Raw genomic sequence first — 18,536 nt, 5'->3', positions numbered from 1 at the left:
AGGCTAGCCGCCGCCAATGGCATGGACCACTTCAACCTGGTCGCCTTCGCGCAGGGCAGTGGCTTCGTGCTGGCTGCGCGGCACGATGTCCAGGTTCAGCTCTACCGCGACCCGCCGGCCGGTCAGCTCGAGGCGGGTCAGCAGCGCCGCGACGGTTTCGCCGTCGGGCAATTCAAAGGGTTCACCGTTCAACTGAATGTGCATGCAGGCAGCAGCCATCATTTCAAAGGGGGCCAGCATTCTAGCCCGTTCGCCGCCCGCCACCAACACAAACCCGGCCCATTCGTCTCAGGCCTTGCCCAGGTTCCATGCCGCCATGCCCAGGCAGGCCCAACCCACCAGGAACGCCAGGCCGCCAAACGGGGTGATCACACCGAACAAGCGCACGCCGCTGAGGGTGAGCGCATAGAGGCTGCCGGAAAACAGCACGATACCAATGCAGAACATCACCCCTGCGGCATTCACCAGCCGGCCCGGCACTTGGACGCTCAAGACCGCCACTGCCAGCAAGGCCAGGGCGTGAATCAGCTGATAGTTCACGCCGGTGTGGAACACTGCCAGGTAATCGCTGCTCAAACGGTCCTTGAGGCCATGGGCGGCGAACGCGCCAAGCCCTACCCCGGTAAACCCGAAAAAGGCAGCCAGCATGAGAAATTGTCGCAGCATTGACGAACTCCGGTTCGATAGCACAGGGTCTGTATAATGGCCCGCTCACTGCATCCGGCCAAGTCATCCATGCTGAGTTCGATTTTCACCCTGCTGCGCAAAGTGGCACTCTGGTTCATCGTCGGCAGCATCCTGCTGGTGGTGCTGTTTCGCTTCGTGCCGCCGCCCGGGACGATGCTGATGGTGGAGCGCAAGATCGAGTCCTGGGTGGACGGCGAGCCCATCGACCTGCAACGCAGTTGGCGGCCTTACGGGGAAATCTCCGATTCGCTGAAGATCGCCGTCATTGCCGGCGAAGACCAGCGCTTTGCCCAGCATTGGGGTTTTGATTTCGACGCCATGCAGGCGGCGTTCCTGCACAACGAACGCGGCGGTTCCATTCGCGGCGCCAGCACCCTCAGCCAGCAAGTGTCCAAGAACCTGTTCCTGTGGTCCGGCCGCAGCTATTTTCGCAAAGCGCTGGAAGCCTGGTTCACCGCCCTGATCGAGACCTTCTGGTCCAAGCAGCGGATTCTGGAGGTGTACCTCAACAGTGTGGAATGGGACGACGGCGTGTTTGGCGCCGAAGCGGCGGCGCGCCACCACTTCGGCACAAGCGCTGGCGCCCTGTCGGCACAGCAGGCCAGCCTGCTGGCCGCCGTGCTGCCCAACCCCCGGGTATGGAGCGCCAGCCACCCAAGCAACTACGTGGCCCGCCGGGCCGGGTGGATTCGCAAGCAGATGGGGCAGTTGGGCGGTGATGCGTACCTGACCGACCTCAACCACTCGCGCAGTGCAACGCCTTGGGCGATGTGACCGCATTCCCTATCAATCGCGCCTGCGGGGGTGCCTGATACTGCGCGGCGAGTGGGACGCGGCCGGGTCCGTTGCTACAGGTTAGTCGGCGCGACTTCAGGCGTGCCGTGAATGTAAAAAGCCCCGGCACTTGGCCAGGGCTTTTCGTTTCAACGGGCTGATCAGGCGGCGATGGACACCTTCAGCTTGTTCATCGCGCTTTTTTCCAGCTGGCGGATACGCTCGGCCGACACGTTGTACTTCTCGGCCAGCTCATGCAGCGTGGCTTTTTCCTCGGCCAGCCAGCGCTGGTAGAGAATGTCACGGCTGCGGTCGTCCAGTACTTCCAGGGCCTGGTGCAGGTTGCTGTTGGAGCTGTCGCTCCAATCGGCGTCCTCCAGCTGACGCGCCGGGTCGTAACGGTGGTCCTCCAGGTAGTTGGCTGGCGATTGGAAGGCACTGTCGTCGTCCGCTTCCGCAGCCGGGTCGAAGGCCATGTCCTGACCGGTCAGGCGGCTTTCCATCTCGCGCACTTCACGCGGCTCCACGCCCAGGCTTTCGGCCACACGGTGGACTTCCTCGTTGTTCAGCCAGGCCAGGCGCTTCTTCTGGCTGCGCAGGTTGAAGAACAATTTGCGCTGGGCCTTGGTGGTCGCGACCTTGACGATGCGCCAGTTGCGCAGGATGAACTCGTGGATTTCCGCCTTGATCCAGTGCACCGCAAAGGACACCAGGCGTACGCCCATTTCCGGGTTGAAACGCTTCACGGCCTTCATCAGGCCGACGTTGCCTTCCTGGATGAGGTCGGCCTGTGCCAGGCCATACCCCGAATAGCTGCGTGCGATATGCACGACGAAACGCAGGTGGGCGAGCACCATCTGCCGAGCCGCCCCAAGATCCTGCTCATAGTAGAGACTCTCGGCCAGTTCACGCTCCTGCTCCGGCGTCAGCAGTGGAATGCTGTTCACCGTGTGCACATAGGCTTCCAGGTTCTGACCCGGGACCAAGGCATACGCAGGTTGCAAAGAAGTGGTCATACGAAAAAACCTCCGACTCACGAATTTGTGCATTAAAGCACAGACGCATAGACCGGGAACCGCGAAACAAGTTCCCTAAAGTTAATTTCACCAAAGGTCAATGCTGGCAAAAAAATATTACCAAAAATTACCGTGGAGCCAGCTCGCGCAAATGGCGCGCCACTGCGATCCACGCACCGATATACCCCAACAACAGGGCCCCAAGCAAGAGGGACAGACCATCGGATGATGGCACCCCGGCCAGGGCAAAGTCACTGCCATACAGCCCGGAGAGCCCTACCACGGCGTCGTTCAGCCAATTCAGGCCGAATGCCAGCACGCCCCAGGCGAAAACCCCACCGCCCAAACCGTAAATCGCCCCCATGTACAGAAACGGCCTACGCACGTAGGCGTCAGTGCCGCCCACTAACTTGATGACCTCGATTTCCGTGCGGCGGTTCTCGATGTGCAGACGAATGGTATTGCCCACCACCAGCAGCAACGCCGATACCAACAGCACGGTCAGGCCGAACACGAAGCGGTCACCCAGCTTGAGGATGGCCGCCAGGCGCTCCACCCACATCAGGTCCAACTGCGCCTGCTGCACCTTGGGCAGCTCGGCCAATTGACCGCGCAGGGCCTCCAGCGCGGCCTTGTCGATCTCCAGCGGGGTCACCACCACCACGCCCGGCAGCGGGTTGTCGGGCAGCTCCTTGAGCGCCTCGCCCAGGCCGGACTGCTGCTGGAACTCGGTGAGGGCCTTGTCCTTGTTGATGAACTCGGCATCGGCGACGCCGCTCAGGCCTTTGATCTGGGTCACCAGGGCCTCGCCGTCGCGGTCACTGGCATTCATGTCCAGGTACAGGGAAATTTGTGCCGCGCGCTGCCATGAACCGCCCAGGCGCTCGACGTTCTTGAGCAACAGCGACAGGCCCATGGGCAGGCTCAGGGCGACCGCCATCACCAGGCAGGTAAAGAAACTGCCGATGGGCTGCTTGCCCAGGCGTCGCAGACTGTCCAGCAGGCTGGCCCGGTGGCTTTCCAGCCAGGCCTTGAACAGCGTGGCGAAGTCCGGACCGTCGTCTTCCTCGTGGGGTTTCTTCTTCGGCGGCAACGGGTCGGCATTCTTCGGGGCGACGCGGTCTGCCACCTTGGGGCTACGGGTACCAGTCATTGCGCGGCCTCCCCGTCACCGATCAGGCGGCCACGCTGCAAGGTCAGCATGCGATGGCGCATGCGCGCGATCAGGGCCAGGTCGTGGCTGGCGATCAGCACACTGGTGCCCAGCCGGTTGATGTCTTCGAATACACCCATGATCTCCGCAGCCAGGCGTGGGTCGAGGTTACCGGTCGGCTCGTCCGCCAGCAGCAAGGCTGGCCGGTGGACGATGGCCCGGGCGATACCGACCCGCTGCTGCTGGCCGGTGGACAGGTCACCAGGGAACAGCTCGGCCTTGTCGGACAGGGCCACGCGTTCCAGCGCCGAATCCACGCGCTTGGCGATCTCGGGCTTGGACAGCCCGAGTATCTGCAGCGGCAGGGCGACGTTGTTGAACACCGTACGGTCGAACAGCAACTGGTGGTTCTGGAACACCACGCCGATCTGGCGGCGCAGGAACGGGATCTGCGCATTGCTGATCTGGCCCAGGTCCTGGCCGGCCAGCAGCAGCTTGCCGGAGGTGGGACGTTCCATGGCCAGCAGCAGGCGCAGTAGGGTACTTTTACCGGCACCGGAGTGGCCGGTGACAAACAGAAACTCGCCACGACGTACTCGAAAGCTCAGCTCATGCAAGCCGACGTGTCCGTTCGGATAGCGCTTACCGACCTGTTCGAAACGAATCATGAACGCTCCCGCTCGGCAAACAATGCCTGGACAAAGGGTTCTGCTTCAAAGGTACGCAAATCGTCGATGCCTTCGCCCACGCCGATATAGCGAATAGGCAGGCCGAACTGCTTGGCCAGGGCGAAGATCACCCCACCCTTGGCGGTGCCGTCCAGCTTGGTCAGCGCCAGGCCGGTCAGGGCCACGGTCTGGTTGAACTGCTTGGCCTGGTTGATGGCGTTCTGGCCGGTACCGGCGTCGAGCACCAGCAGCACTTCGTGAGGCGCGTCGGCGTCGAGTTTGCCGATGACGCGACGAACCTTTTTCAGCTCTTCCATCAGGTTGTCTTTGGTGTGCAGGCGGCCAGCGGTGTCGGCGATCAACACATCGATGTTACGGGCCTTGGCGGCCTGCACGGCGTCGAAGATCACCGAGGCCGAGTCGGCGCCGGTGTGCTGGGCGATGACCGGAATCTTGTTGCGCTCGCCCCACACCTGCAACTGTTCCACGGCGGCGGCACGGAAGGTATCGCCGGCGGCCAGCATGACTTTCTTGCCTTCCAGTTGCAGCTTCTTGGCCAGCTTGCCGATGGTGGTGGTCTTGCCGGCACCGTTGACGCCTACCACCAGGATCACGAACGGCTTGTTCTGCGAGGCGATCTTCAATGGCTGCTCGACCGGGCGCAGCAGGTCGGTGAGCTCGCCCTGCAGCGACTTGTACAGCGCGTCGGCATCGGCCAGCTGCTTGCGGGCAACCTTCTGGGTCAGGTTCTGCACGATCAGCGAGGTCGCTTCAACGCCGACGTCTGCGGTCAACAGGCGGGTCTCGATCTCTTCGAGCAGGTCGTCATCGATGTTCTTCTTGCCCAGGAACAGGAACGACATGCCCTCGCCCAGGCTGGCGCTGGTCTTGGCCAGGCCTTGCTTGAGGCGGGCAAAGAAGCCGACCTTGTTGCCGGCGTCAGCCTGGCCAGCGGCTTCTGGCTGGTGCTCAGGCTCGGGGGCTGGCTGCGGCGCGGGCACCGCCACTGGGGCTGGGGCAGCGGCCACTGGCGCCGGGGCAGGCTCTGGAATGGGCTGCGGCAGCACTTCGGCAACGGGCGCATGAACTGGCGCCGGCTCGGGCTCGGCGACGACAGGCGCAGGGACCGTTTCAGGGACCACAACGGGCGCGACCACCGGCTCGGCCCGTTCGAGAACGGGCTCGATGACCGGCTCGACGACAGGGGCCACCACTTCCGCTACCGGCGCGATCGGCGGGGGTGCGTGGGGTTCCAGGTCTGGCACCAGGGCCACCGGCTCTTCCGGCACTGGCAGCACCAGGCCGGCCGGCGCGGGTGCGGCAGTTGGCTCGGGCTCGGCCACTGCCTGAGGCGCAGGCGCCAGCGCTGGCTCGGGTGCTACCTCGACGGGGAGCTCGGGAGCCACGGTTTCAGGGGCTTTGGGCTGCTCGACCGCTTCTTGCTGCGGCTTTTTGCGCAGCCAGCCGAACAGGCCTTTCTTCTCGGGGGACTTTTTGTCGTCGTTGGAACCAAACATGGAGGACGGCTATCTCAAGGTAGCGACGCGCCAATGCGGCGCCTCAGGAAATTCTAATAACGCAGAACAGACTGTATTTTTCCCGGCTCGTTCATGCGCAACATTTTGTAGAGAGCCCGCAGGCCATTCTCTGCAACCAGGCATGGTCGCCAGGTAACCGGATCAGTATCCTAGCACCTCCTCGCCCGTGGACGCTAAGACCAAGCGGGCAGTCCGACAGGTTAAAAAACGAATGAATGCTCTAGCCCGCCGTGCCGCCGGCCTGCTGCTCAGCTCGGTTTGTCTGCCTTTTGCAGCCCTCGCCGCCGATCCCCAACCCACCACCGAGTTCACCCTGGACAACGGCCTGAAGGTCGTGGTGCGCGAAGACCACCGGGCGCCGGTGGTGGTTTCGCAGATCTGGTACAAGGTCGGTTCCAGTTACGAAACCCCTGGCCAGACCGGCCTGTCCCACGCCCTGGAACACATGATGTTCAAGGGCAGCGAGAAACTCGGCCCGGGCGAAGCCTCGCGGGTGCTGCGCGACCTGGGCGCCGAGGAAAACGCCTTCACCAGCGACGACTACACCGCCTTCTACCAGGTGCTGGCCAAAGACCGCCTGCCTGTGGCCATGGAGCTGGAAGCCGACCGCATGGCCACCCTGAAACTGCCGGCCGACGAATTCAGCCGCGAGATCGAGGTGATCAAGGAAGAGCGGCGCATGCGCACCGACGACAAGCCAAATGCCAAGGCCTTCGAGCTGTTCAAGGCCATGGCCTACCCGGCCAGCGGCTACCACACGCCGACCATCGGCTGGATGGCTGACCTGGACCGCATGAAGATCGAAGAACTGCGCGACTGGTACAAGGCCTGGTACGTGCCCAACAACGCCACGCTGGTCGTGGTGGGCGACGTCACCCCCGACCAGGTCAAGGCGCTGGCCCAGCGTTTCTTCGCCGGTATCGCCCGGCGTGCCACGCCGCCGAGCAAGATCCCGCTGGAACTGGCAGAGCCGGGCGAGCGGCAGATCACCGTGCACGTGAAAACCGAACTGCCCAGCGTGGTCTACGGTTTCAACGTGCCAGGCCTGGCCACCGCCACCAACCCCCGCGACGCCCAGGCCCTGCGCCTGATCTCGGCGCTGCTGGACGGCGGTTACAGCGCGCGCCTGTCCACGCAGCTGGAACGCGGTGAAGAACTGGTCACCGGCGCTTCGGCCAGCTACAACCCGTTCACCCGCGGCGACAGCCTGTTCATGCTATCGGGTACGCCCAATACCCAGAAGAAAAAGACCCTGGCCGACGTCGAGAAAGGCTTCTGGCGCCTGCTGGACGAACTCAAGACCAAGCCGCCGACCGCTGACGAACTCGAACGCGTGCGCGCCCAGGTCATTGCCGGCCTGGTCTACGAGCGCGACTCCATCAGCAGCCAGGCTACCACCATCGGCCAACTGGAAACCGTGGGCCTGTCGTGGAAGCTGATGGACACCGAACTGGATGACATCAAGAGCGTCACCCCCCAGGACATCCAGAACGCTGCCCGCACCTATTTCACCCGGTCACGCCTGAGCGTCGCCCACGTATTGCCAGAGGAATCGGCGCATGAATAAGCGCATTCAACCCCGCCGTGCCCTGCTGGGCGCCGCGCTGATGGCGGCGCTGATGGCCGGCCAAGCCATGGCCGACACCGCCAGCGCGCCTGCCCAGCCGCTGGACAAGCTGCAGACCCTGAAGGAAATGGACACCAAGGCGCCCAGCCACCGGATGATGGACATCCAGACCTGGCAGACCGCCGCCGGCTCCAAGGTGATGTTCGTCGAGGCCCGGCAGTTGCCCATGTTCGACCTGCGCCTGACCTTCGCAGCGGGCAGCAGCCAGGACCAGAAGAGCCCCGGCATCGCCCTGCTCACCAACGCCATGCTCAACGAGGGCGTGGCCGGCAAGAACGTCGAGGCCATCGCCCAGGGCTTCGAAGGCCTGGGCGCCGACTTCGGCAATGGCGCCTACCGCGACATGGCCGTGGCCTCGCTGCGCAGCCTGAGCGCCAGCGACAAGCGCGAACCGGCGCTCAAGCTGTTCGCCGAGGTGGTGGGCAAGCCGACCTTCCCCGCCGACTCCATGGCACGCATCAAGAACCAGTTGCTGGCCAGCTTCCAGTACCAGAAGCAGAACCCTGGGAAACTGGCGGGCAATGAGCTGTTCAGCCGCCTCTACGGCGACCACCCGTACGCGCACCCCAGCGACGGCGACGCCAAGTCCATCGCCGCCATTAACGCTCAACAGCTCCGGGCCTTCCACAACCGCGCCTACGCGGCGGGCAATGCCGTGATCGCCATCGTCGGCGACCTGTCCCGGGACGAGGCGGCGAAAATCGCCGAACAAGTGTCTTCGGCGCTGCCCAAAGGCCCGGCGCTGCCCCACATGCCCGATCCTCAGGCCCCCAAGGCTGGCCTGACGCATATCGAATTCCCTTCCAAGCAAACCACCATGCTGCTGGCCGAACTGGGCATCCAGCGTGACGATCCGGACTACGCCGCCTTGTCGCTGGGCAACCAGATCCTCGGTGGCGGCACCTTCGGTACACGCCTGATGAGCGAAGTGCGCGAGAAGCGCGGCCTGACCTACGGCATCTACTCGGGCTTCACCCCGATGCAGGCCCGCGGCCCCTTCTCCATCAGCCTGCAAACCCGCGCCGAACTCAGCGAGGGCACCCTGGGGCTGGTGCAGGACATCCTGCGCGACTACCTGAAAAACGGCCCGACGCAGCAGGAACTGGACGACGCCAAGCGCGAGCTGGCCGGCAGTTTCCCGCTCTCCACCGCCAGCAACGCGAGCATCGTTGGGCAATTGGGGGCCATTGGCTTCTATAATCTGCCCCTGAGCTTTCTGGAAGACTTCATGCAGCAGTCGCAGGGCCTGACGGTCGAACAGGTCAAGGCGGCGCTCAACCGCCACCTGGACGCCGACAAGCTGGTGATCGTCACCGCCGGCCCCACCGTGCCCCAGAAGCCATTGCCACCCCCTACAGACAAACCCCAGGAACAACCCATGGGCGTTCCGGAGCATTAATGGCCAATCCTTCTGCAAAACCTGTGAAACACAACGGCCAGGGCCAGCTGCGCATCATCGGCGGCCAATGGCGCAGCCGCAAGCTGAGCTTCCCCGACGGCCCGGGCCTGCGCCCGACACCAGACCGGGTGCGTGAAACCCTGTTCAACTGGCTGGCCCCCCACGTCGAAGGCGCCAAGGTGCTGGACCCGTTCTGCGGCAGCGGCGCCCTGTACCTGGAAGCCCTGTCGCGCGGCGCCAGCATGGGCCTGGCCCTGGACAGCAACGCCCAGGCCATCGCCAGCTTGCGCAGCAACCTCGACCTGCTCAAGTGCGGTACTGGCCAGTTGCTGCAAAGCGATGCACTGCGCTACCTGGAAACCCAGGCGGCCAACGCCTTCAACCTGGTCTTCCTCGACCCACCGTTCCACCAGAACCTGCTGGCGCCAGCGTGCGAATTGCTGGAAAGCCGTGGCTGGTTGAGCGAAGGGGCTTGGGTGTACACCGAGAGCGAAACGCCGCCTTCGGCATCGGGGCTGCCGCAGAACTGGCGGCTGCATCGGGAGAAGAAGGCTGGCCAGGTGTACTACGCGCTCTGGCAGCGTGGCTGAAACGCAGTCAGCGCTGCCCGCAAAATCCCCGACACACCTTCCTCCAATCATGGCACCCTACGCCAGTAATTGGAGGAAGAAACACCCGTGGACACGTCTACCGCGCAACCCGTTGCGCCTTTCCGCCCCGCCCGGGGCTTCGGCAACCCGCACCTGCAGACGCTCTGGGGCCCCACACTGCGCCGCCAGCCTGCACTGGCGCGCGAACGTCAACGCCTGTGGCTGGCCGACGGCGACTTCATGGACCTGGACTGGCATGGCCCCCACAGCCCCGATAGCCCGCTGGTACTGGTACTGCATGGCCTGACCGGCTCTTCCAACTCTCACTACGTGGTGGGCCTGCAACGTGCACTGGCCGCGCAAGGCTGGGCGAGCGTGGCGGTCAACTGGCGTGGGTGCTCGGGCGAGCCCAACCTGCTGGCGCGCAGTTACCACTCCGGCAGTAGCGAAGACCTGGCCGAAGTGATCGACCACCTGCACCGCCATCGCCCCATGGCGCCGCTGTTCGCCGTCGGCTATTCCCTGGGCGGCAACATTCTGCTCAAGCATCTGGGCGAAGCGGGCGGCGCCAGCCAGCTGCAAGGCGCCGTGGCAGTGTCAGTACCTTTCCGCCTGGACCAGTGCGCGGACCGTATCGGGCTGGGTTTTTCCAAGGTCTACCAGGCGCATTTCATGCGCGAGATGCTCGCCTATGTGAAAGACAAGCAGCGACGCTTCCAGCACGACGGCAAGCAGGACGGCCTGGCCACGCTGAGCAACCTGGGCCCGCTGAAGAATTTGCGTACCTTCTGGGACTTCGACGGCAAGGTCACCGCGCCGCTCAACGGCTTCACTGATGCCCACGACTACTACCGTCGTTCTTCCAGCGGTTACTACCTGGCGCAAAACCAGACGCCAACGCTGATCATCCAAGCCGAAGACGATCCCTTCGTGTTCCGTCACAGCCTGCCGCAGCCGGGCGAGTTGTCCGCCAGCACCACCTTCGAGCTGCATGAGCACGGCGGGCATGTGGGCTTTGTCGACGGGCGCCTGGGCAAGCCGGGTTACTACCTGGAACGGCGTATCCCGCAGTGGCTGATGGGGCTGGCGTGATGACCGGCAAGGCAGGTGAATCCATCCACTTCTGGCAGGCACCCCCCTTGGCGGGTGTGGAGTTGCTGTCGGCACGCTACATCGAACAACGCTTCGTGCCCCATGTGCATGACGGCTTCGTGATCGGCATGATCGTCGACGGCGCCCAGCGCTATCGCTATCGCGGCGCCGACCACCTTGCACCACGGGGTACTCTGGTGCTGATCAACCCGGATGAGGTGCACACCGGCAGTAAGGGCCACGACCAAGGCTGGCTGTACCGGGCTTTCTACCCGCATAACACCCGGCTCGACAGCCTGATGCAAGAGCTGGACATCAGCACCTGCGCTACCCACGCGTTCAGTGAAACCCTGTACCGCGACCCCGACCTGGTCGCCGGTTTCCACCACCTGCACCGGCTGCTGGAAAACGGAAGCGAAGCGCTGGAACAGCAGACCTTGTGGCGGGAAATGATGCTGGCGCTGTTCGCCCGTCACGCCAAGCTGCGCCTGCCCGGCGAAGCAGGCCGCGAGCCCAGGGCGATCGCCCGGGCAAAGGAGCTGCTGCTGACGCATCTGGCCGAGCCACCTTCACTTGAAGCACTGGCCGAGGCCGTGCACCTGTCACCGTTCCACTTCGCCCGCTGTTTTCGCAAGGCCACTGGCCTGCCGCCCCACGCCTGGCTGATGCAACAGCGCATAGCCCGCGCCCGCGCCTTGCTGCGCGACGGCTGCCTGCCGGTGCAGGTGGCCGTGCAACTGGGGTTCGCCGACCAGAGCCACCTGAGCCGGCAATTCAAGAAAGTCTACGGGGTGGGCCCCCGAGCCTACCGTGACGCCGGGGGTCAGTCGCCGGTAGCCAGTGGGCGCTGAGGGTCGGTGATCCACTCGCTCCAGGAACCGGCGTACAGCGGCGCCAGCGGGTAGCCCGCCAGGCACAGGGCGAACAGGTTATGACAGGCCGTCACCCCGGAGCCACAATAGGCCACCAGCGATTCCACCGGCCGCCCGGCCAATCTGCTTGCGAAGCGCTGCTTGAGCTCGTCCACGGGCAGAAAGCACCCATCGGCCCCCAGGTTGTCGGTAAATGCCGCGCACTGGGCGCCCGGAATGTGCCCGGCTACCGGGTCGATGGGTTCCACTTCACCCCGGAAACGCGGCAATGCCCGAGCATCGAGCAACGTCAGGTCGGCCTGGCCCAGGCGCTCCTGCAACTGCCTGGCGGTTACCAGCAGGCTGGGGTCCGGCTTGCCATGCAGGTGGCCCGCGGTGTTACCCGGGGCATCCAGGCTCAAGGGCAAGCCAGCCGCATGCCAGGCCTTCAGGCCACCATCGAGAATCGCGACACCGCTGCGCTTGCCCAGCCATGCCAGCAACCACCAGGCGCGGGCCGCGAAAGCACCGGGGCCGTCGTCGTACAGCACCACGTTACTGTCGGCGTTGATGCCCCAATGCTGGAAGCGCTCCAGCAGGCGGCCCGGCTCGGGCAGAGGGTGGCGCCCGGTCACCCCTTTCACCACTCGGCCACTGAGGTCACGCTCCAGGTCGGCGAAATGCGCGCCGGCGATGTGCCCTTCGGCATAACTGCGCTGGCCGTAGTCGGGGTCTTCAAGGGAAAAACGACAATCCAGTACCACCAGCGAGGGCTGCTCACGCTGAGCAGCCAGTTGCTGGGGGGTGATCAATTGCGCGATGGGCATGGCAGCCTCCCTGGAATCATGAACGAAAAGACGTGTGGGCTGGCAGCTTAGTCCGGCTGTTCCAGCGCCTGGTTCAGTGATACATGAAACTCGCCGCACAAGGCATCCACGGCCGCCTGGTAAGGCGGTGCCACGTACCCGAGTTCCAGCACCAGTACTTGATAGACACCACGACGCACGGCTTCTTCGCTCAAATGCGTGGCGTTTTCCCGCGTGGTGCACAGGAAGCGCACCCACGAGCTGAGAATAATCCAGGCGTTGAGGGTCACCGCTTCGATCTGGGCATCGTTCATGCGCAGGATGCCGGCCTCGACGAAACCCTTGTAGATGAGCTGTCCCTGCACCATGCAGCGTTGGGAAAAACGCCGATAGCGTTCCGCCAGCTCCGGGTCGCTGTCCAGCAAGTGCTCCAGGTCACGGTGCAGGAAGCGGTAGTTCCACATGGCCGCCAGCACGGCCCGCAGGTAGCGGCCCTTGTCTTCCACCGTAGCCGAGCGCCCGGCCGGCGGCCGCAGGAAGCCGTCCACCAGCGTCTGGTACTGGTCGAAGAGTACGCTGATGATTTCCTGCTTGTTGGCGAAATGGTAGTAGAGGTTGCCGGGCGAAATTTCCATATGCGCAGCAATATGGTTGGTACTGACACTGCGCTCGCCTTGCTGGTTGAACAACTCCAGACTGTGCTGAACGATGCGCTCGCGGGTCTTGGGGCGTGCAGCCATGTGCAGTTCCTGGCCATGGTCTTGAATGATGCCACCAGTGTAACAGTTCAATAATCTAGAGTATAAACTCTAGAATCAGAACAGAAATGGAGCCTTCCATGTCGGCCCGACTGCACGAACAGCCCGATGCCTTCGCCTTGCTGGAGCCCTTGTTCCTGGACCAGCGCCAGGCCTTCGCCAGCAACCCGATGCCCCCTGCCGCCCAACGTCGCCAATGGCTGAAAAGCCTGCGCGAACTGTTGGTCAGCGAGCAGCAGGCGTTGATCGAGGCCCTGCGCAGCGATTTCGGCAACCGCAGCGCCGACGAGACGCTTCTGGCCGAACTGCTGCCAAGCCTGCAAGGCATCCAGTACGCCAGCCGCCACCTCAAAGGCTGGATGAAAGCCTCGCGGCGCAAGGTGGGCCCGGCATTCCAGCCGGCCTCGGCCAAGGTGGTGTATCAGCCACTGGGCGTGGTGGGCGTGATCGTACCGTGGAATTACCCACTGTTTCTGGCGATGGGCCCATTGGTTGGCGCGCTGTCGGCCGGCAACCGGGTGATGCTCAAGCTCAGTGAAGCCACGCCCGCCACCGGCCTGTTGCTCAAGCGTTTGCTGGAGCGCGTGTTCCCCACCGATCTGGTGTGCGTGGTGCTGGGTGAGGCTGACACAGGCATGGCCTTCTCGCGCCTGCCGTTCGACCATTTGCTGTTCACGGGTGCCACCAGCATCGGCCGGCAGGTCATGCGGGCTGCCGCCGACAATCTGACCCCGGTGACCCTGGAGCTGGGCGGCAAGTCCCCCGCCATCGTCAGCCACGAGGTACCGCTCAAGGATGCCGCCGAACGCATCGCCTTCGGCAAGACCCTGAACGCGGGGCAGACCTGCGTGGCGCCCGACTATGTGCTGGTACCCCGCGAGCGGGTGAACGCGTTCGTGGAGGCCTATCGCCAGGCAGTATTGAGTTTTTACCCACAGGTACAGGGCAACCCCGACTACACCTCGATCATCAACGACCGACAACTGGCTCGCCTCAACCGTTATCTGGATGACGCCCGCGACAAGGGCGCCCAGGTCGTTGACCTGTACCCAGCGCAGCAGCATCCCGGGCGTTGCCTGGCACCCCTGGTGCTGCTGGGCGTGAACGAAGAGATGACGGTGATGCAGGACGAGATTTTCGGCCCCTTGTTGCCCATCGTTCCCTATCAGCACCTCGACGAGGCCCTGGCTTACGTCAACGCCCGCCCGCGCCCCCTGGCGCTTTACTACTTCGGCTATGACAAGGGCGAGCAGCAGCGGGTGCTCGAACATACCCATTCCGGCGGGGTCTGCCTGAACGACACGCTGCTGCACGTGGCCCAGGATGATCTGCCCTTCGGCGGCGTGGGGCCATCGGGCATGGGGCACTATCATGGTCATGAAGGTTTTCTGACCTTCAGCAAGGCCAAGGGCGTGCTGGCAAAGCAGCGGTTCAATGCCGCCAAGGTCATTTACCCACCCTATGGGAAAGCACTGCAGAAACTGGTTTACCGGTTGTTTATCCGGTAGGCCCAAGGGTTTTGCCGGGCCTTGGGAAAAGCTCGCCGGCAAGCCAGCGCCTGCGAGCAAGAGCTAGCAATCAGGTTGGCGCAAAGGTGTCTATAGTCCCTTATACCCTGAACACCGACTTGGCCGACCGGGATTGCTGCGATACCATCCCAGTCCCCAACGGATTCCCGCCAGGACGACGCGATGAACCGAGTGTTGTACCCAGGTACCTTCGACCCCATCACCAAGGGTCACGGCGATCTGGTCGAACGCGCCTCGCGCCTGTTCGACCACGTGGTCATTGCGGTGGCCGCCAGCCCCAAGAAAAACCCGCTGTTCCCGCTGGAACAACGAGTTGAACTGGCGCGCGAGGTCACCAAGCATCTGCCCAACGTCGAGGTGGTCGGCTTTTCCACACTGCTGGCGCACTTCGCCAAGGAGCAGGGAGCCAATGTATTGCTGCGTGGCCTGCGCGCCGTGTCGGACTTCGAATATGAATTCCAGCTGGCCAACATGAACCGCCAGCTGGCCCCGGACGTGGAAAGCCTGTTCCTTACCCCGTCGGAGCGTTATTCGTTCATTTCCTCGACCCTGGTCCGGGAAATAGCGGCATTGGGCGGTGATATCACCAAGTTCGTGCACCCTGCGGTGGCCGAGGCCTTGACCCAGCGCTTCAAGAAGTAAACTCCGGCCGCCCCCATAAGCGTGCACTGCGCGCGCTTATGCGGCACAATTGCGCACATTAGTGTTCATATGCCCGGGCCAAGGCCCCGGCCGGAGTACCCATGTCCCTGATCATCACCGACGATTGCATCAATTGCGACGTCTGCGAACCCGAGTGCCCGAACGCCGCCATTTCCCAGGGCGAGGAGATCTACGTGATCGACCCGAACCTGTGCACCCAATGTGTCGGCCATTACGACGAGCCCCAGTGCCAGCAAGTGTGCCCGGTCGACTGCATCCCACTGGATGAAGCGCACCCGGAAACCGAAGAGCAACTGATGGCCAAGTACCGCCAGATCACCGGCAAGGCCTGATTCTCGGATTGGGGCAAGGCCCCGATCCAACAGGGTTGACGCAGGCCGGTAACCGCGGACTTTTCAGACAAGGCAGGAAGCGATGTCGAAACCCTATTCATTACTGTTCAGCGCCCTGCTGCTGTGCTGCGCCACCCTGGCCGACGCACAACCGCTGCCAACCGCCGCGGCCATCGCCAGCCCGCACCCCCAGGCCACCGCCGCCGGTCAGAAGGTACTCTCCGAAGGTGGCAATGCCTTCGACGCCGCCATCGCCATCAGTGCTGCCCTGGCCGTCGTAGAGCCCTATGCCTCGGGCCTGGGTGGCGGCGGTTATTTCCTGCTGCGCCAGGCCGGTACGCCTGTCAGCTACCGGTTCCTCGATGCCCGCGAAAAGGCCCCCCTGGCTGCCACGGGCGACATGTACCTGCGCGACGGCAAGGAAGTGCCCGGATTGTCGACCACGGGCGCCCTGGCCAGCGGCATCCCCGGGCTGCCGGCCGCGCTGGTAGAGCTGGCGGCCCATTACGGCGCCCTGCCGCTGAAGGACTCCCTGGCCCCAGCCATCCGCCTGGCCAACAAAGGTTTTGCCGTCGACCGCGTGTACCGCGCCTGGGCCACGGCCCGCCTGGCGGCCATGCGCGACGACCCGGAAACCGCCCGCCTGTTCTTGCGCAACGGCGAGGTACCGGCCATCGGCGAAGTGCTGCACCAACCAGAACTGGCGCAAACCCTGACTCTGATTGCGCAAAAAGGCCATGACGGTTACTACACCGGCGCCACGGCCCAGGCGCTGGTCAAGGCCGTGCGGGCCAGTGGCGGTATCTGGACCCTGAAGGACCTGGCCGACTATCAGGTTGCCACCCGCGCACCGTTGCGCTTCGCGCTGGCCGGCCAGCATGAGCTGATCACCACGCCACCGCCCTCTGCCGGCGGCGTTGCCCTGGCGCAATCGCTGGCCATGTTGCAACAATTGCCATGGCAACAGGCTGAACCCGTGCAACGGGTGCATTACGTGGTGGAGGTGCTGCGTCGCGCCTACCGCGACCGTAGCCAGCTAGGCGACCCGGACTTCGTCAACAACCCGATCAACGCACTGCTGGCACCGGACTACCTGAAAAGCCTGGGCGCCAGTATCGACCCTCGGCAGGCCACGCCGAGTTCCGCGCTGCCACCAGCGCCGGCCTCCCACGAAGGCGAGCACACCACTCACTTCACCGTCCTCGACAACCAGGGTAACGCCGTGGCGGCCACGCTATCGGTGAACCTGCCATTTGGTTCCGCCTTCACCGCCGCCGGCACCGGGGTGGTGCTGAATGATGAAATGGACGATTTCGCGGCCGACCCCCACGGCAGCAACGCTTATGGGCTGGCCGGCAGCCAGGCCAACGCCGTGGCGCCCGGCAAGCGGCCGCTGTCGAGCATGAGCCCCAGCTTCATCGAAAGCCCTACGCAATTCGCATCATTTGGCACGCCCGGTGGCAGCCGCATTCCCAGCATGGTGCTGTTGTCGATGCTGCAATACCTGGATGGCCAGCCTGTGCCCACCTGGCCCGCAGTTCCGCGCTACCACCACCAGTACCTGCCCGACGTGGTGGAGTACGAACCCGGCGCGTTCACTGCACCGCAGTTGGCCGAACTCAAGGCCCGCGGTTACAGCGTGAAGGAAACCGGGCGGGCCTACGGCAACCAGCAAGTGCTGCTATGGCACAAGGACGACGGTCAGGTGGAAGCTGCCAGCGACCCCCGCGGCGTAGGGGTCTCGGAAGTGATGCCGCGCCAGTAGGGCGTTACTCGCGCTTGCCGTAGCCGTCACCGGTGCAACCCAGGCAGCGCACGAACGCCGCCTTGCCTGGGTCCACCACCAGTGCCTTGCCGGCATCCTTGACGTTACCACCCAGCGCAGTGAAGGGCAGAGACACCACGAAGACCACCGCGCCGACCGCCGTGGCGGCTACCAGAAACGGCCGGGCGATCACCAGGTCGGCGATCATCGAATACGCCGGAGGGCTCTGCACCTGGTACACGGGGTCACCGCTGCCACTGGCGATCTGCTCGTCATCCGCCAGGCTGGGCATGGCCTGCAAGCCCAGGCAAAGCGTCAGGAACAGAGCGAGGGAGCGGAAGCAATTCATGGCGCAAGTCCTTTCACGGGCTGTTGATGGGTGCTGTGGCGAACACCTGTCTTTGGCGGCGCACCCCGGTTGACTATTAACTATATCAGGCGGCGCGCCCTTGTCAGGCCTGAGCCGTAACCACTTACTTCTGGCAACGCGGGCAATACACGCTGGCCCGCTGGCCCAGCTTCACCTCGCGCAGGGTGCTGCCGCACACCTTGCACATCTCGCCCCCACGCCCGTACACGAAGAGCTCCTGCTGGAAGTACCCCGGCTGGCCGTCACCGCCGATGAAATCACGCAGTGTAGTGCCGCCGCGCTCAATGGCCATGGCCAGGATGCGCTTGATCTCGATCGCCAGCTTCAGGTAACGCGCACGGGAAATACCCCCTGCCTCGCGACGCGGGTCAATGCCCGCGGCGAATAGCGCTTCGGTGGCGTAGATATTGCCCACCCCCACCACCACGGCGTTGTCCATGATGAACGGCTTCACCGCCATGCTCTTGCCTCGCGACAGCTGAAACAGCCGCTCACCGTCGAACAGCGCCGTCAGGGGTTCCGGGCCCAGGCGCACCAGTAGCTCATGGTTGAGCGGGTCCAGGCTCCAGAGCATGGCGCCGAACCGCCTGGGGTCGGTGTAGCGCAAGGCCAGGCCCGATTCCAGCTCGATGTCCACGTGCTCGTGCTTGAGCGCCGGAAGGCCCACTTCCACCAGGCGCAGGTTGCCAGACATGCCCAGGTGGCTGATCAGCGTGCCCACTTCGGCATTGATCAGCAGGTATTTGGCCCGCCGCTCCACCCCGGTGATCAACTGACCCGACAGGCGCGTGTCCAGGTCCTCGGGGATCGGCCAGCGCAGCCGCCGGTCACGCACGATCACACGGCTGACCCGCTGCCCTTCCAGGTGCGGCGCAATACCTCGGCGGGTCGTTTCGACTTCAGGCAATTCAGGCATGG

General features: G+C 64.2%; 20 protein-coding genes. 10 read left to right on the top strand and 10 right to left on the bottom strand.

Going from position 1 to position 18,536, the window contains the following annotated elements:
* Nucleotides 1-3: 3 nt before the first annotated feature.
* A complete protein-coding gene (gene thiS, locus QBK88_RS00775; RefSeq protein ID WP_008364873.1) occupies nucleotides 4-204 on the bottom strand; it encodes a sulfur carrier protein ThiS in 201 nt (66 codons plus the stop codon).
* A gap of 84 nt (nucleotides 205-288) precedes the next feature.
* Entirely contained in the window at nucleotides 289-666 is a 378-nt protein-coding gene (locus QBK88_RS00770) for a DUF423 domain-containing protein (RefSeq protein ID WP_277960516.1), read from the bottom strand.
* A gap of 69 nt (nucleotides 667-735) precedes the next feature.
* On the opposite strand from QBK88_RS00770, the gene mtgA reads away from it, so the two are divergent.
* Entirely contained in the window at nucleotides 736-1,461 is a 726-nt protein-coding gene (gene mtgA, locus QBK88_RS00765) for a monofunctional biosynthetic peptidoglycan transglycosylase (protein WP_158153439.1), read from the top strand.
* Between the two features lie 161 nt (nucleotides 1,462-1,622).
* Here the strand turns inward: mtgA and rpoH are convergent, their stop codons facing one another.
* The 4 genes from rpoH to ftsY all read right to left on the bottom strand — a co-directional run bounded on the left by rpoH (nucleotide 1,623) and on the right by ftsY (nucleotide 5,815).
* Nucleotides 1,623-2,477: an RNA polymerase sigma factor RpoH gene (rpoH, locus tag QBK88_RS00760; RefSeq protein WP_268147417.1), complete on the bottom strand. Its 855-nt coding sequence runs from the start codon at nucleotides 2,475-2,477 to the stop codon at nucleotides 1,623-1,625.
* A 127-nt stretch (nucleotides 2,478-2,604) separates the two neighbouring features.
* Nucleotides 2,605-3,630, bottom strand: coding sequence for a permease-like cell division protein FtsX (gene ftsX, locus QBK88_RS00755; protein WP_277960515.1), 1,026 nt, complete (start codon nucleotides 3,628-3,630; stop codon nucleotides 2,605-2,607).
* Entirely contained in the window at nucleotides 3,627-4,298 is a 672-nt protein-coding gene (gene ftsE, locus QBK88_RS00750) for a cell division ATP-binding protein FtsE (protein WP_277960514.1), read from the bottom strand. Before ftsE ends, ftsX begins: the two co-directional genes overlap by 4 nt.
* Complete coding sequence (gene ftsY / locus QBK88_RS00745) at nucleotides 4,295-5,815, bottom strand: signal recognition particle-docking protein FtsY (protein ID WP_277960513.1); 1,521 nt, start codon at nucleotides 5,813-5,815, stop codon at nucleotides 4,295-4,297. Before ftsY ends, ftsE begins: the two co-directional genes overlap by 4 nt.
* Nucleotides 5,816-6,047: 232 nt before the next feature.
* On the opposite strand from ftsY, the gene QBK88_RS00740 reads away from it, so the two are divergent.
* From QBK88_RS00740 to QBK88_RS00720, 5 genes are all read left to right on the top strand, one after another.
* Nucleotides 6,048-7,403, top strand: a complete 1,356-nt coding sequence (locus tag QBK88_RS00740) for a M16 family metallopeptidase (protein ID WP_277960512.1) — start codon at nucleotides 6,048-6,050, stop codon at nucleotides 7,401-7,403.
* A 52-nt stretch (nucleotides 7,404-7,455) separates the two neighbouring features.
* Nucleotides 7,456-8,862 carry a M16 family metallopeptidase gene (locus tag QBK88_RS00735; RefSeq protein WP_445764877.1) on the top strand — a complete coding sequence of 469 codons (1,407 nt, stop codon included), beginning with the start codon at nucleotides 7,456-7,458 and terminating at the stop codon, nucleotides 8,860-8,862.
* Nucleotides 8,862-9,452 carry a 16S rRNA (guanine(966)-N(2))-methyltransferase RsmD gene (gene rsmD, locus QBK88_RS00730; protein WP_277960510.1) on the top strand — a complete coding sequence of 197 codons (591 nt, stop codon included), beginning with the start codon at nucleotides 8,862-8,864 and terminating at the stop codon, nucleotides 9,450-9,452. Before QBK88_RS00735 ends, rsmD begins: the two co-directional genes overlap by 1 nt.
* Before the next feature lie 87 nt (nucleotides 9,453-9,539).
* Nucleotides 9,540-10,544, top strand: coding sequence for a hydrolase (locus QBK88_RS00725; RefSeq protein WP_277960509.1), 1,005 nt, complete (start codon nucleotides 9,540-9,542; stop codon nucleotides 10,542-10,544).
* Nucleotides 10,544-11,395, top strand: a complete 852-nt coding sequence (locus QBK88_RS00720) for an AraC family transcriptional regulator (protein WP_277960508.1) — start codon at nucleotides 10,544-10,546, stop codon at nucleotides 11,393-11,395. Before QBK88_RS00725 ends, QBK88_RS00720 begins: the two co-directional genes overlap by 1 nt.
* On the opposite strand, the gene QBK88_RS00715 is transcribed toward QBK88_RS00720, so the two are convergent.
* The gene (locus QBK88_RS00715) at nucleotides 11,368-12,222 is read right to left on the bottom strand and encodes a sulfurtransferase (protein ID WP_277960507.1); all 855 of its coding nucleotides are present in this window, start codon (nucleotides 12,220-12,222) and stop codon (nucleotides 11,368-11,370) included. The genes QBK88_RS00720 and QBK88_RS00715 overlap by 28 nt on opposite strands.
* Before the next feature lie 47 nt (nucleotides 12,223-12,269).
* Nucleotides 12,270-12,941, bottom strand: coding sequence for a TetR/AcrR family transcriptional regulator (locus QBK88_RS00710; RefSeq protein WP_277960506.1), 672 nt, complete (start codon nucleotides 12,939-12,941; stop codon nucleotides 12,270-12,272).
* A 98-nt stretch (nucleotides 12,942-13,039) separates the two neighbouring features.
* Between QBK88_RS00710 and QBK88_RS00705 the strand changes: the two genes are divergently transcribed.
* From QBK88_RS00705 to ggt, 4 genes are all read left to right on the top strand, one after another.
* Nucleotides 13,040-14,467, top strand: coding sequence for a coniferyl aldehyde dehydrogenase (locus QBK88_RS00705; RefSeq protein WP_277960505.1), 1,428 nt, complete (start codon nucleotides 13,040-13,042; stop codon nucleotides 14,465-14,467).
* A gap of 183 nt (nucleotides 14,468-14,650) precedes the next feature.
* The gene (gene coaD, locus QBK88_RS00700) at nucleotides 14,651-15,130 is read left to right on the top strand and encodes a pantetheine-phosphate adenylyltransferase (protein WP_158153421.1); all 480 of its coding nucleotides are present in this window, start codon (nucleotides 14,651-14,653) and stop codon (nucleotides 15,128-15,130) included.
* Nucleotides 15,131-15,231: 101 nt separating this feature from the next.
* Nucleotides 15,232-15,483, top strand: coding sequence for a YfhL family 4Fe-4S dicluster ferredoxin (locus tag QBK88_RS00695; protein ID WP_020295838.1), 252 nt, complete (start codon nucleotides 15,232-15,234; stop codon nucleotides 15,481-15,483).
* Nucleotides 15,484-15,565: 82 nt separating this feature from the next.
* Nucleotides 15,566-17,248, top strand: a complete 1,683-nt coding sequence (gene ggt, locus QBK88_RS00690) for a gamma-glutamyltransferase (RefSeq protein ID WP_277960504.1) — start codon at nucleotides 15,566-15,568, stop codon at nucleotides 17,246-17,248.
* 4 nt (nucleotides 17,249-17,252) lie between these two features.
* Here ggt and QBK88_RS00685 read toward each other — a convergent pair whose 3' ends face one another.
* Together QBK88_RS00685 and mutM are read right to left on the bottom strand one after the other, a co-directional pair.
* Entirely contained in the window at nucleotides 17,253-17,597 is a 345-nt protein-coding gene (locus tag QBK88_RS00685; protein WP_268147397.1) for a multidrug transporter, read from the bottom strand.
* 124 nt (nucleotides 17,598-17,721) lie between these two features.
* Nucleotides 17,722-18,534, bottom strand: a complete 813-nt coding sequence (mutM, locus tag QBK88_RS00680; RefSeq protein WP_277960503.1) for a bifunctional DNA-formamidopyrimidine glycosylase/DNA-(apurinic or apyrimidinic site) lyase — start codon at nucleotides 18,532-18,534, stop codon at nucleotides 17,722-17,724.
* Nucleotides 18,535-18,536: the final 2 nt, after the last annotated feature.

The sequence above is a fragment of the Pseudomonas sp. RIT-To-2 genome (genome assembly GCF_029623465.1).
Taxonomy (GTDB): Bacteria; Pseudomonadota; Gammaproteobacteria; order Pseudomonadales; family Pseudomonadaceae; genus Aquipseudomonas; species Aquipseudomonas silvicola.
This window is presented reverse-complemented; position numbering and strand designations above follow the sequence as displayed.

Bases quoted from the DNA above. Each gene is read 5' to 3' on its own strand.
- thiS (WP_008364873.1), bottom strand. From the start codon at position 204: ATGCACATTCAGTTGAACGGTGAACCCTTTGAATTGCCCGACGGCGAA.
- QBK88_RS00770 (WP_277960516.1), bottom strand. From the start codon at position 666: ATGCTGCGACAATTTCTCATGCTGGCTGCCTTTTTCGGGTTTACCGGG.
- mtgA (WP_158153439.1), top strand. From the start codon at position 736: ATGCTGAGTTCGATTTTCACCCTGCTGCGCAAAGTGGCACTCTGGTTC.
- rpoH (WP_268147417.1), bottom strand. From the start codon at position 2,477: ATGACCACTTCTTTGCAACCTGCGTATGCCTTGGTCCCGGGTCAGAAC.
- ftsX (WP_277960515.1), bottom strand. From the start codon at position 3,630: ATGACTGGTACCCGTAGCCCCAAGGTGGCAGACCGCGTCGCCCCGAAG.
- ftsE (WP_277960514.1), bottom strand. From the start codon at position 4,298: ATGATTCGTTTCGAACAGGTCGGTAAGCGCTATCCGAACGGACACGTC.
- ftsY (WP_277960513.1), bottom strand. From the start codon at position 5,815: ATGTTTGGTTCCAACGACGACAAAAAGTCCCCCGAGAAGAAAGGCCTG.
- QBK88_RS00740 (WP_277960512.1), top strand. From the start codon at position 6,048: ATGAATGCTCTAGCCCGCCGTGCCGCCGGCCTGCTGCTCAGCTCGGTT.
- QBK88_RS00735 (WP_445764877.1), top strand. From the start codon at position 7,456: ATGGCCGGCCAAGCCATGGCCGACACCGCCAGCGCGCCTGCCCAGCCG.
- rsmD (WP_277960510.1), top strand. From the start codon at position 8,862: ATGGCCAATCCTTCTGCAAAACCTGTGAAACACAACGGCCAGGGCCAG.
- QBK88_RS00720 (WP_277960508.1), top strand. From the start codon at position 10,544: ATGACCGGCAAGGCAGGTGAATCCATCCACTTCTGGCAGGCACCCCCC.
- QBK88_RS00715 (WP_277960507.1), bottom strand. From the start codon at position 12,222: ATGCCCATCGCGCAATTGATCACCCCCCAGCAACTGGCTGCTCAGCGT.
- QBK88_RS00710 (WP_277960506.1), bottom strand. From the start codon at position 12,941: ATGGCTGCACGCCCCAAGACCCGCGAGCGCATCGTTCAGCACAGTCTG.
- QBK88_RS00705 (WP_277960505.1), top strand. From the start codon at position 13,040: ATGTCGGCCCGACTGCACGAACAGCCCGATGCCTTCGCCTTGCTGGAG.
- coaD (WP_158153421.1), top strand. From the start codon at position 14,651: ATGAACCGAGTGTTGTACCCAGGTACCTTCGACCCCATCACCAAGGGT.
- QBK88_RS00695 (WP_020295838.1), top strand. From the start codon at position 15,232: ATGTCCCTGATCATCACCGACGATTGCATCAATTGCGACGTCTGCGAA.
- ggt (WP_277960504.1), top strand. From the start codon at position 15,566: ATGTCGAAACCCTATTCATTACTGTTCAGCGCCCTGCTGCTGTGCTGC.
- QBK88_RS00685 (WP_268147397.1), bottom strand. From the start codon at position 17,597: ATGAATTGCTTCCGCTCCCTCGCTCTGTTCCTGACGCTTTGCCTGGGC.
- mutM (WP_277960503.1), bottom strand. From the start codon at position 18,534: ATGCCTGAATTGCCTGAAGTCGAAACGACCCGCCGAGGTATTGCGCCG.